The sequence below is a fragment of the Streptomyces sp. GD-15H genome, from assembly GCF_045291515.1.
Classification (GTDB): domain Bacteria; phylum Actinomycetota; class Actinomycetes; order Streptomycetales; family Streptomycetaceae; genus Streptomyces.
Genome location: NZ_CP149447.1, coordinates 688736 through 700597 on the forward strand (window position 1 = coordinate 688736; position 11862 = coordinate 700597).

Sequence of the window (11862 nt, forward strand, 5' to 3'; positions counted from 1 at the left end):
GCGGCCCCGGCACGGCGCGGACGGCGTGTGAGAGGGCGAGGCCGGCGCGTGCCCGGGAGCGCGAGGAGAAGGGCCGACAGGTGGGGCGACACAGAGGTAACACGAGGGGATCGGGAGAGACAGGGACCGCGACCGTGCGCGAGGGCGGTGCCGGACGGGCCCGCCTCGCCCTGCTCGCCCTGCTGGGAAGCATCCTGGTGCCGCTCGTCGTCGCCGGTCTGCGGAGCGTGCTGTGGGTGCTGGTCGGCATCGCCGGGCTCGCGCTCGCCGCCGTCGGCGTGTGGTGGGTCCTGGCACACACCGGTGTGCTCCGTGTCCTCGGGGCAGTCCTGTCGGTGGCCGCGCCGGTCACCGTGCTTGCCCTGTACGCCGCGTTCGGCATGCTGGGACCGGCCCTGTTGTCCCTGGCCCTGTGGGCGCTGGCCGTCACGGCGGCACGTACGGCCCCGGCACCCGGTCCCACCCTCTCCGGACAGGCTGTCGTCCAGGAACCCCACGCCCCCTGGATCCTCATGAACCCGCACTCCGGCGGCGGCAAGGTGGGCCGTTTCCAGCTGACGGAGAAGGCCCGGGCGGCGGGCTGCCGGGTGGTCCGGCTCGACGCGGGCCAGGACGTCGCCGAGCTGGCCCGGCAGGCCGTCGCCGAGGGAGCCGACCTGCTGGCGGTGGCGGGAGGCGACGGCACCCAGGCACTGGTGGCCGAGGTCGCGGCGCGCCACGACCTGCCGTTCGTGGTGATCCCCGCGGGCACCCGCAACCACTTCGCCCTCGACCTCGGCCTCGACCGCGACGATCCGGCTGCAGCCCTGCAAGCCCTGACCGACGGCGTCGAACTCCGCATCGACCTCGGATACGCCGCGGACCGGGTCTTCGTCAACAACGCCTCGTTCGGAACGTACGCGTCGGTCGTCACCGACCCTGCGTACCGGGACGCCAAGGCCCGCACGACCCTGCGCACCCTTCCCGGCCTCCTCACCGGCGAGGACGCGCTCGGGCTGCGGGTACGGGCCGGCCACACGCGCGTCGACGGGCTCCAGGCCCTGCTCGTCAGCAACAATCCCTACGGACGTGCCGTCGACGCGGCCCGTCCGGGGCGCAGGGAGCGGCTGGACTCGGGGCTCCTCGGCCTGGTGTGCGTGCGGGTCGGCAACACCGCTCAGGCGGCGCGAATCGTGCGCGGTCCGCGCTCCGGGGGGCTCGTCCGGCTGAACGCCGAAGAAGTCGTCGTCGAAGCCGGCACGGACACCCTCCCGGTCGGCATCGACGGAGAACACGTCGTCCTGCCGTCACCCGTCGTGTGCCGCAGCGCGCCTGGTGCACTCCGGGTCCGCGTGCCACGCCGCCGCCCTCACACGCTGCGAGGCAGCGGAGCGGCGGCCGACTGGCCGCGCGTGGCACGGTTGGCGCTGGGCCGCCTGTTCCCGGACCGAGGATCGGAAGGGCCGACCTCGCGCGAGGAGGACGGCCGGGTGGCCCCGCCTGGCGGCACGGACGCGGCGGGGGCCGGGGGCGACGTGTCGAGGGAGGCCGAGCACGGCGAGCTGTCTTCTCCGCCCCCCGCCGAGCCGTCCCCCGATTCCGGTAAGCGCCGCCGACTGCTCCACGTCACACTGCCCGGCTGCTGGGGCGCGCTCGTCCTGGCGTGCCTGTCCTTCACTCCGTCACTGCTTCCCCGCGGGGGGCTGCTCCAAGGACTGATCTGCGGCATCAGCGCGGCCATCGGGTACGGGCTCGGCGTGGTCGCGGCCTACGTCTGGCGCGCTTTCGCCGACCGGGACCCGCGGAGCGCCTCGCGCCGGTCATGGCTCGTCCTGCTCGTCAGCGCGATCGTGCTGTTCGGCCTCTCGTTCGGGCTCGGACAGTACTGGCAGCACGAGATCCGCGAACTCATGGGGGTCACCGACTACAACGTCCTCACCACCGTCGCCTGCCCGTTCGTCGCCGCTCTCGTCTTCTCCCTCCTGCTGCTGTGCGGGCGGGGGATCCGGAGCCTGTACCGCTGGGCCGCCCGCCTGCTCGGGCGCTGGATCGGCAGGCGAGCGGCGCGGGTGGTCGGCTGGCTCCTGGTGGCGGCTCTGGCGTGGTCCGCGTTCACCGGGCTGCTGCTCGGCGGCTTCGTGAACGCGGCCAACGAGGCGTTCTCGCTGCGTGACACGCAGACACCGGAAGGCGTGCATCAGCCCACGTCCGCCCTGCGCTCGGGCGGGCCCGGTTCTCTCGTGCCGTGGGACTCGCTGGGCAGGCAAGGCCGTGCCTTCACCGGCAGCGGACCATCGGCCCGGGACATCGGCGCGTTCACCCACCGCACGGCGCAGGAGCCGGTCCGGGCCTACGCCGGGCTGACGACCTCCGACGACGCGGAGAGCCGGGCGGCCCAAGCCGTCGCGGACCTCGAACGGGCAGGCGGCTTCGAGCGCGAGAACCTGCTCGTGATGACCACGACGGGTAGCGGCTGGGTCGATCCCGCTGCTGTGGACTCGTTCGAGTACCTCGGCAACGGCGACTCGGCCACCGTGGCGATGCAGTACTCGTACCTGCCGTCGTGGCTGTCGTATCTCGTCGATCAGTCCAAGGCACGCGAGGCTGGCCGCGAACTCTTCGACGCGGTCTACGACACCTGGTCCAAGCTGCCGCAGGACCAGCGTCCGCGGCTGTTCGTAGCAGGTGAGAGCCTGGGGTCGTTCGGCGGTGAGACTGCCTTCAGCGGGGAGTACGACCTGCGCAACCGCACCGCCGGCACCCTGTTCGCCGGCCCGCCCAATTTCAACACCCTGTTCCGCGAGTTCAGCGATCAGCGCGACGCGGAAAGTCTCGAGATCAAGCCCGTCTACAAGGAGGGGCGGACCGTCCGGTTCACCGACGACCCGGCCACCGAAATGCCTCCGACGGATCAGCCGTGGGACGGTACAAGGGTGCTCTACCTCATGCACCCTTCCGATCCGATCATCTGGTGGAGCCCCCGGCTGGCCCTCTCCGAACCCGATTGGATCCGCGAGACGCCCGGCGGAGATGTGCTCGAAGAGATGGTCTGGATGCCCTTCGTGACCTTCTGGCAGGTCACCGCCGACCTGCCGTTCGCCACGGATGTACCGGACGGCCACGGCCACACGTACAAGGCCGCGTACGTCGACGGCTGGAATACAGTCATGCGGCCCACCGGATTCACGGCGCAGGACCTGGACTTGCTGAAGGACATCATCCGGCCGGAAACTGAGCCCACAGCCACGGGGTCTTAGCTGTCGCGCGGTCAGCGCAGCAGGAACCCGACGAGGTAGCCGAGTGCGTTGAGCGCCCAGTGCAAGCCCATGGGAGCCAGCAGACTGCCGCTGCGGCGACGCAGTTCGCAGAACAGGACGCCCGCTGCCGCCGTGAACAGCACGGCCGACAGAACCGCCAGGGCGGCACCAAGCGCGGAATTGCCGAAGGCCGTGGTCAGAGCGGGTTTCGCGGTCGTCAAGTGCAGTGACGGCAGCACGTGCCACAGGCCGAACAGCAGGCTCGACACGACGGTCGCCCATACCGCCCCGCGGACGCGGCACACCAGACCGTAGAGCACGCCGCGGAAGGCGATCTCCTCCACCAGGACCGTGCCGACGGGTACCAGCACGAGAACACGTAGTACCAACTCGCTCCCGTTCATCTCGTCGTACCGACGGTCCTCGAACAGCGCGCGGGTGGCCGGCAACAAAGCCCCGGCCAGGTAGACGACGCCGACCACGCCGAACAGGGCCAGCGCCCAGCGGGCACCGCGAGCCAGTGTGCCGGGCGCCAGGCCCACGTCCGCCCGGGTACCGCCTGCCCAGCGGAGCACACCGAGCAGCAGGACGCAGACCACGACGGCCGTCACCAGGCCGAACAGGCCAGTCCAGCGGTGCATGACCAGGTTGGCAGCGACGAGAACAGCCACCGTGAGTCCCACGGCCGCCCAGGTGCCGATCGGTCTTCGGCACCGGCTCCGGGACGTGCCGCTTACGGTGCGGTGCCCTCGTACCTCGCACCGCTCGGCATCATGGGGGTCGCGGCAGGCCATGAGAGTCGGTCCTTCGGTTTCCCCGACGGTTCGTCCCATCCTCCCCTCGGCCCAACGCTACCGGGCACCGCCCCGGGGCGCTCGATCGCGATCACGCCATTTGCGGCGGCATCCTGGAGACTCGGCCACGGATACCCGGCCGCCCTCTGCGCATGTGCTCACCTGTGATCGGGACACTGCGGATGTCGACAGCGGCACCAAGATCCGGACCAGCCACGGGACCAAGTGGCCATCCGCTGGCTTCGCGGGCCACCCGGTATGCGCCTCCTCCGCATGCGCTGTGCTGACGTTCGGCGCACGCTATGAGCGTGGAGGCGCGTTACTGGATCGCGATGGTCGGGGCTTCCCCCAAGGCCAGGTAGTGAGGACTTGCCGGGAAATAAGCCGTCGCTTCCGTCGTCGAGCATCGTTGTTGTGGTATGGGGAGACCGGAGGGGGTCGAGACCGGACTGGCGGCGAAGTTCCAGGCGTTGTCCCCGCACCTGGACGAACGTCAACGTCGGCTGGCCATAGGAGTGGAGGCACGCTCGCTGGGCCATGGCGGGATCAGGCTCGTCGCCCGCGCGGTGGGGCTGCGTGGGGGCACAGTTTCGCGCGGGGTGACTGAACTGGAGTCCGGTGAAGTGCTGGTGGTGAAGTTCCCTGCCGGGTCCCGCCTTATCACCGGCGCTGTCACACGTCTGTCACCAACTACGCCGACTCCGCCGGACCGCGATGCCCTGACCTGCTATTACGCACCCATCATGGACTGACGTGGACACCGTAGACGGTCGCTACAACCTGTGCCATGTGGTACCGGCACGCGCCAAAGGCATATCTCATTGAGCGCCGTCCTTCCCTCCGCAGCACAGGGCTCCAAGCACGCGGAGGTGTCTCCCCGTCCCCCATCGGCTGTAGCTGGGCCCGGAGTTCTCGCCCTCACCGGCGGATGCGAGAAGCCAAGATCCGGACCATTGACGGGCCAACGAAGCCGCATCAGGAGCAACTTACGTCATCGACACAGGCCAGAGACATGCAAGCGCCGTGCTCCCAGCAGGCGAAGAACCTGCTGGGAGCACTCCGCCACGACACCCCCTTCAAGGAGCAGTGCCAAGAGCGCTCGCCCCTACGGCCGCTCACACCTTGTCGAATTCCCACAAACCGACAGGCCGAGTACTGAGTTCCCGCACCGGAGTGTGACTCAGCCACCCGCCAGGTCAGCATCCGTGCGGTGGCCACCCAAACTGCGATGACCACTACACCGCCGCGAGGTACGACACGAACCTCCGCCGACACCTCATAACCCGTCAGTAGGGTGAGCAAAGGGTGAGCAAGAGTCCTGCCACAGCTACCCACAGACGGACACACCGTGGAATTGCCCAGCCCCGCGCACGGGACCTGCAGCACGTCCAGCCGCCCTCCCGCACGCGATGGAGGAACGGGAGACAAGGCACGACGGCGAGTCGCCCACCCGTCACCAACCAATCAGCCGTTTCCGCAGGTCAACGCACTCTTCCCCGCGGCTTCAGCGGCACCGCCGGCAGCTCGGGCGCGGGCAGCGGAGCGCCGTCGTAGCCCTTCACCTCGCCGAAACGGGTGCCGGTCATCCAGTCCCGGCGGGCCTGTTCGATCTCCTCCTGGGTCCGGCCGATCCAGTTCCAGAACATAGCGAACCCTGCGCGCATCAACGCAGGTCAGCGGCGCTCCGGACTACCGACGGTGAGCAAACCGTCAGCATCGGTCCCGGAGGAGTCAGCAACCGTGAGTGCCACGGCCCTGGTTCGTGGGGTGGGGTCGTTTTTCAAGGAGTGTGAGCATCCGCGGTCGCGGTGGTCGAAGTGCCCTCACCCGTACAAGATCCGGTATCGGTCGGCGGCCGGGAAACAGGGGGAGGAGTCTGAGGTCGCGACCGCGGATGAGCACCTTCGACCACAAGGTCGTCGAAGCCTTCATCCTGAGCATGGAGCGCAACGGCGTTGGCCTGGCCGCGCAGGCGAACGCGTTCGACAAGCTGAAGGCGATTCTGTCCCGGGCCGGCGTGGTACGGAACCGGGCAGCATCACGGCGGCGATGCAGTGACCGGGGTCCGGCCGCCGCCCCGGTGGCTGGGGCGCTCCCGCGGCCTGGGCAGCCGGATCGCGGGGGCCTGGGCACGTCTTCCGGGCGGCCCGGTGCGGGGCCGCCCGGGATGTCATACGTCCGTGACGCGGAGCCCGGCGTGTGTCTTGTAGCGGCGGTTGACGGAGATCAGGTTGGCGACCAGCGCCTCCACCTGGTGGGCGTTACGCAGGCGTTGTCAGGTTGAGCGAATGCTCGAGGGTGTGAGTCGGTTCGGCGCGTTTCGGCTTCGGTGGTGACAGCGGCTCAGGCTACGGCGGGCAGGCCGGCGACGCCGGTGGTCTGGTCCCGGATCGCGAAGCGGATGGTCATCTCGGCGCGGTAGTTCGAGGCGGTGAGGAGGTGGCGGCGGGGCCGGAAGTGAGGTGAGATGCCGCTGAACGCGGACAGGAACCGCTGCGCTCCACCGGTGGAGCGGAAGCCCTTCATCGCCCGTTCGCGCTGCCGGGTGGGCTGGTGGGAGTTCTCCGCCCGGTTGTTGAGGTACTTCGACCTCCGGTGCTCGACCGACCGCATGAGCGCGCGGTGGGCGACGCCGTAGCTGCGGAGCTTGTCAGTGATCAGCACCCGCGGTACCCGGCCCTGCTTCTTCATCAGCTTGGCGAGGAATCGCTTGGCGGCCTTGGCGTCCCGAGTGCCCTGGACGAGGATGTCCAGGACGTTGCCGTCCCGGTCGACCGCCCGCCACAGGTACTGCCGCTCACCGTTGACCCTGCTGAAGACCTCGTCAGATGCCACGTGTCACCGGCCCGGGGCCGGCGCCGCTCGCGTGCATAGACCGGGCCGAACTTCACGCACCACTGCCGGGTCGTCCCGTACGAGACGGTCCCGCCCCGGGCGAGCATCAACTCTTCGATCTCGCGGTAGCTCAGCGGGAAGCGGTGGTAGAGCCACACGCAGTGGGCGATGACCTCCGCCGAGAACCGGTACCCCTTGTACGACGGCGACACGACGCCCCTCCCGACGGCCAAGGATTCGAGGATCGTCCCAGGCACTCGGCGTATCAGCCAAGTTGACAACGCCGAGCCGATAGCTGCGCGAGCACCCCGGTGTCGAGGTCGCCTGCCGCGATGGCTCGCCCACCCGGGCAAGGAGCCGGCCTGGCGGGGAGGCGGACGGCCGTACCACCCAGCCATGCGATGGGGCTCCACGGATGTCCGTGGAGCCCCATCGCGTACCTCGGAACAAGCTGTCGATGACCCGCCTGCCGCCCTCGGGCCCGTGCGCGGGTGATCACCGGGGTGCGGGCCCGTTGCCGTGCCGTCGTGCGGGGTGTCGGGTGTCAGCCCTGGTGGTGGCGGGCGTAGTGGCGCTGGGCCTTGGCCCGGTTGCCACAGCCGCTCATCGAGCACCAGCGCCGGGTGCCGTTCTTGGACACGTCGTAGAAGTGCAGCACGCACTGGGGGTTGCCGCAGGCGCGGATGCGTTCGGGGCGGTCGGCGAGCAACCGCAGGAAGTCGGCGACGGCGACCCAGGCCGGCAGCCAGGCCGGATCGTCCACCTCGACCAGGGTGCCCGGCCCGTCGGGGCGCAGCACCTGCCGCAGTCGGCCGTGGGCGAGGACGTCGTTGACGGCCGTGACGGCGGAGGGCGTCGGGTTCGCCAGGTTCGCGACGGCCTCGTCGAGGGCGGCGCGGGCCTGGTGGAGTCGCTCACGGGTGTCGTGGCCGGCCGGGGCGGGGTTGCCGCCGAGGGCCTCGCGGACCAGGGGCGTGTTCAGCCACACCGCCGTTCCCTTGAGGGAGTGCAGAAGGTCGTGCCGACCCGCGGCGTCGATCCAGCGTGTGTTGAGCAGGTCGATGGCGAGCGGCTCACCGGTCAGCGGCCTCGGGTCGGGCTCGGCAGAGGACGGCACGGTGCGGGTCCCTTCGTCACGACGGCATCACCCCACCCACAGTAACCGGTCATCCCGTGATCAGCGGTTGACGGCCCGCGACCTAACCATTAAATTCGGTTTCACCGGTTGCGAGATCGGTTCGCGACCCTGAGCAGAGGCAGTTGATCGACCATGAGCAAGGCGAAGAACCTGCAGACCGGTCACGTCGGGCTGAACGTCACGAATCTGGGCCGCTCGCTCGCCTTCTACCGCGAGGTCTTCGACTTCGCGGTGATGGCGGAGGGCAAGGAGGACGGCCGCCGCTGGGCCTTCCTCGGCCGTGACGACCGTCTGCTCGTGACGCTCTGGCAGCAGAGCGAGGGCACGTTCGCCGCCGCCCGTCCGGGGCTGCACCACCTCTCCTTCCAGGTCGACACCGTCGAGGAGGTCAAGGCCACCGAGGAGGTGCTGCGCAGGCTCGGCGCCGAGTTCACCTACGACGGCGTCGTCCCGCACGGCGAGAGCGCCTCCTCCGGCGGCATCTTCTTCACCGACCCCGACGGCACCCGCCTGGAGATCTACGCGCCGACCGGCGCCGACCCCGCCACCGCCCCGACCGCCGGCGCCCCCACCTGCGGCTTCTTCTAGGCCACGCGGACAGCCCGAGGCGCCCGCCCGGCCGCGAAGCCGCCGGGCGCGGCCGCCGCACCACACACCGGACGTTCGGAAAGGAGAACGCCGTGGCCACCTATCACAGCGGCGAACTCGCGATGCAGCAGCGAGCCGGACTCACCACCCAGGCCGAGTTCTCCCTCGGCGGCATCCACGGGACCGTCCCGCCCGTCGCCCGGGAGTTCCTGGCCGAGCAACCGATGATCGTGGTGGGCGCCGCCGACCCGGCCGGCCGCCTCTGGGCCACCCAGCTGACCGGGGAGCCCGGATTCCTCCGCGCCCCCGACCCCCGCACCCTCGCGATCGACGCCCTGCCCGTGCCGGAGGACCCACTCGCCGATGTCCTCGCCACGGCACACTCCGTACGGCTCGGGACGATCGCCATCGAGCCGGCCACCCGGCGCCGGATGCGGATCAACGGCTGCGCCCACCGCGACGGCGGCGGACTGCGCGTCGCTCTCGACCAGGTCATCGCCAACTGCCCCAAATATCTCCAGAAACGGCACCACCGCAGGGCGGTCATCGACGAGGCGGGGCCCCGCACCGTCACCACCGGCCGTGCGCTCGGCGCGGCGCAGCAGGAGGCGGTGCGCCGGGCCGACACGTTCTTCATCGCCACCGCCTCCGACGACGGCGACACCGACGCCTCGCACCGCGGCGGCAACCCCGGATTCGTCCAGGTCCTCTCCCCGACCCTGCTGCGCTGGCCGGACTACACCGGGAACGCCATGTTCCTGACGCTGGGCAACCTGCTGCTCAACCCCGCGGCGGGAATCCTCGTGCCCGACTGGGAGACGGGCACGGCCCTCCACCTGTCCGGCACCGCACGGACCGTCTGGGACGCCGAGGAGATCGCCCGCACGCCGGGTGCCCAGCGGCTCGTCGAGTTCTTTGTCGAGGCGGTGCACGAGGTCTCCTCGGCGTCCCCGCTGCGCTGGAGCGAGCCCGGCTACTCCCGCTTCAACCCGCCGGTCCGCTGACCCCCGACCGATAGCCCGCCCGCGCCCGGTGCGCCCCCACAGCACGGGGGACCGCCCGGCACGACACCGGGACACGGCCGGGCCTCACACCCGACACAACGGAGCCAGTCATGCGAATCACCGTGGACATGAATCTCTGCGAGAGCCACGGGCAGTGCGTCTTCGCGGCGCCGGAGATCTTCTCCTTCGACGACGAGGACTACTTGGTCTACGACGCAGGTCCCGCCGACGCGCTGCGCGACAAGGCCGAGAAGGCCGCTGCCGTCTGCCCGATGCGCGCCATCACCGTCTCCGCGGGCGCGTCATGAGGCGGGACGCACTTCGTGAGGTCGTGATCGTGGGCGCGTCGCTCGCCGGGCTGCGGGCGGCCGAGGCTCTGCGCGCCCAGGGCTTCACGGGAACCCTGACGATCGTCGGTGCTGAACCGCACCTCCCCTACGACCGGCCGCCGCTGTCCAAGCAGGTGCTGACCGCGCAGGCCGACCCGCCCGGCACCGCACTGCCGTTGCCCGGCGGACTGGACGCCCGCTGGCTGCTCGGCCGTCCGGCGGTGGGCCTCGACGCCACGGCCAGGGCCGTCACCCTCGCCGACGGCACCCTGCTGCACTACGACGGCCTAGTCCTCGCCACCGGCTCGGCAGCCTGCGCCGCACCGGCCGCCCTCTCCGCGCCCCCACGCGGCGTGCTCACGCTCCGGGGGCTGGACGACGCGCTGGCCCTGCGCGCCGAACTGGTCCCGGGCCGGCGACTGGTCGTCGTCGGTGCCGGGTTCCTCGGCGGCGAGGTCGCGGCCGCCGCGCGGTCCCGCGGACTCGACGTCACGCTGGTGGAAGCCGCCGCCCAGCCCCTGGAACGGGCCGTCGGCACGGTCGCCGGTGCCTATGCGGCGGCCCTGCACCGCGCGGCGGGCATCGACCTGCGCACGCGGACCACCGTCACCGGCTTCCGAGCGGGCACGGACGGCCGCGTCACCGGCGTCGGGCTGTCGACCGGTGGCGACGTCCCCGCCGACGTGGTCCTGCTGGCGCTCGGTTCCGTCCCGGCGACCGGCTGGCTGGCCGGCTCCGGGGCCGCCGTCGGCGGAGGCGTCCACTGCGACCCGTCATTGCGCGTGCTGTACCCCGACGGTTCGGCCGTCGAGGGGGTGGTCGCCGCGGGTGACGTCGCCCGGGTGCCGCAGCCACTCGCGGGCGGCGCGCGCCTCGCCCTCGGCCACTGGACGAACGCCGTGGAACAGGGCACCGCCGCCGCGGCGACCCTGCTCACGGCCGGGACGCCGGCCCCGTTCACGGCGGTGCCGTCCTTCTGGTCCGACCTGCACGGCGCGCGGATCCGCTCGGTCGGCCTGCCCGCGGTCGCGGACCAGGTAAGGGTCGTCGAGCACGACCTGGCGAACCGGCGTCTGGAGGTCGCTTACCACCGGGAGGGCCGGCTGGTCGGCGCCCTCACCATCGGCCGCACCGCCCGGCTGGCGGCGTACCGGACGGCGCTGCATGCACACCGGGAATCGGCAGGAGCAGCGCCGGTGGCCTGACCCCGAGCCGAGCGAGCCCGTACTGCCGCTGTATCCAACTGCTGAGCAGACTGCACCCCGAGGGGCACCAGGAGCAATGCTCAGTGTCTGTGGATCACTCCTGATGGAAGGAGGCGTACCTGCCCGATGGATCGATCGATAGGTCATCGAGCAAGGCTGACGTTGCCGCGTAGGTCGGGAAGGCACGCCCGTGCTTACGGTAGTCAACGAGGACGGCACCACGCCAAGCGGCAGTTTCGCTGCTGGATGAGATCGTCCGGGAAGGCGCACGGCGGATGCCGGTCGCCGTGCTGAAGGCTGAAGTCAAAGACTGCATAGCCGAGTTGGCCGATGAGCGCGACGACAAGGGGTGCCGCCTGGTAGTCCGCAACGGCTATCACCAGCCCCGGCAGGTCACCACCGCGGCCGGCGTGGTGGAGGTGAAGGCTCCATGGGTGAACGGCAAGCGCGTCGACGAGCGGACCGGCGAGCGCAAGCGGTTCTCGTCGAAGATCTCCCCAGCCTTCGGCCGGGAGGTACCCCCAGCCGTCTTGGTGCCGCAAGTCCCCGAAGATCAGCGAGGTGCTGTCCCTGCTCTGGCGCTGTCACGTTGTGGAGCGTGTGAGTGCCTGACGGCGTGTCGGGTGCGGTGAGGCCGGGTTCCGGCTCCGTGCCCAGGCCGCGGCGGCGGGCCGGCGACGCCGGTGATCCGGGATCAGATCACCGGCGTCGCCGGCCCGCCCGCCGTAGCCTG

General features: G+C 70.8%; 7 protein-coding genes and 6 pseudogenes. 8 read left to right on the plus strand and 5 right to left on the minus strand.

The genetic code is table 11. The features are described 5' to 3' along the window. Window positions 1-134: 134 nt before the first annotated feature. Window positions 135-1418: pseudogene (locus WJ438_RS03345) on the plus strand (diacylglycerol/lipid kinase family protein); the annotation flags it as partial. Next, a complete protein-coding gene (locus WJ438_RS03350) occupies window positions 1392-3236 on the plus strand; it encodes an alpha/beta hydrolase (protein WP_406729575.1) in 1845 nt (614 codons plus the stop codon). The pseudogene WJ438_RS03345 and the gene WJ438_RS03350, both read left to right, overlap by 27 nt. A gap of 11 nt (window positions 3237-3247) precedes the next feature. Here WJ438_RS03350 and WJ438_RS03355 read toward each other — a convergent pair whose 3' ends face one another. Next, the gene (locus tag WJ438_RS03355) at window positions 3248-3907 is read right to left on the minus strand and encodes a lysostaphin resistance A-like protein (protein WP_406723886.1); all 660 of its coding nucleotides are present in this window, start codon (window positions 3905-3907) and stop codon (window positions 3248-3250) included. 542 nt (window positions 3908-4449) lie between these two features. Between WJ438_RS03355 and WJ438_RS03360 the strand changes: the two are divergent. Beyond that, window positions 4450-4686, plus strand: a pseudogene (locus WJ438_RS03360) (ISAzo13 family transposase); the annotation flags it as partial. 825 nt (window positions 4687-5511) lie between these two features. On the opposite strand, the pseudogene WJ438_RS03365 reads toward WJ438_RS03360, so the two are convergent. From WJ438_RS03365 to WJ438_RS03380, 4 genes and pseudogenes are all read right to left on the minus strand, one after another. Continuing rightward, a pseudogene (locus WJ438_RS03365) lies at window positions 5512-5676 on the minus strand (pirin family protein); the annotation flags it as partial. Between the two features lie 524 nt (window positions 5677-6200). After that, window positions 6201-6302 (minus strand): annotated as a pseudogene (locus WJ438_RS03370) (NADPH-dependent F420 reductase); the annotation flags it as partial. A gap of 71 nt (window positions 6303-6373) precedes the next feature. After that, window positions 6374-7098, minus strand: a pseudogene (locus tag WJ438_RS03375) (IS6 family transposase). Window positions 7099-7409: 311 nt separating this feature from the next. Continuing rightward, window positions 7410-7982 carry a CGNR zinc finger domain-containing protein gene (locus WJ438_RS03380; protein ID WP_406723887.1) on the minus strand — a complete coding sequence of 191 codons (573 nt, stop codon included), beginning with the start codon at window positions 7980-7982 and terminating at the stop codon, window positions 7410-7412. Between the two features lie 153 nt (window positions 7983-8135). On the opposite strand from WJ438_RS03380, the gene WJ438_RS03385 reads away from it, so the two are divergent. From WJ438_RS03385 to WJ438_RS03405, 5 genes and pseudogenes are all read left to right on the plus strand, one after another. Further along, a complete protein-coding gene (locus tag WJ438_RS03385) occupies window positions 8136-8591 on the plus strand; it encodes a VOC family protein (protein WP_406723888.1) in 456 nt (151 codons plus the stop codon). A 92-nt stretch (window positions 8592-8683) separates the two neighbouring features. After that, complete coding sequence (locus tag WJ438_RS03390) at window positions 8684-9595, plus strand: pyridoxamine 5'-phosphate oxidase family protein (protein WP_406723889.1); 912 nt, start codon at window positions 8684-8686, stop codon at window positions 9593-9595. 110 nt (window positions 9596-9705) lie between these two features. Next, window positions 9706-9903, plus strand: coding sequence for a ferredoxin (locus WJ438_RS03395; protein ID WP_406723890.1), 198 nt, complete (start codon window positions 9706-9708; stop codon window positions 9901-9903). A 29-nt stretch (window positions 9904-9932) separates the two neighbouring features. After that, entirely contained in the window at window positions 9933-11129 is a 1197-nt protein-coding gene (locus WJ438_RS03400; RefSeq protein ID WP_406723891.1) for an NAD(P)/FAD-dependent oxidoreductase, read from the plus strand. 239 nt (window positions 11130-11368) lie between these two features. Then, window positions 11369-11708: pseudogene (locus WJ438_RS03405) on the plus strand (IS256 family transposase); the annotation flags it as partial. Between the last annotated feature and the right edge of the window lie 154 nt (window positions 11709-11862).

Excerpts from the sequence above, each read along its gene's own strand:
- WJ438_RS03385 (WP_406723888.1), top strand. The coding sequence starts at position 8,136 with ATGAGCAAGGCGAAGAACCTGCAGACCGGTCACGTCGGGCTGAACGTC.
- WJ438_RS03395 (WP_406723890.1), top strand. The coding sequence starts at position 9,706 with ATGCGAATCACCGTGGACATGAATCTCTGCGAGAGCCACGGGCAGTGC.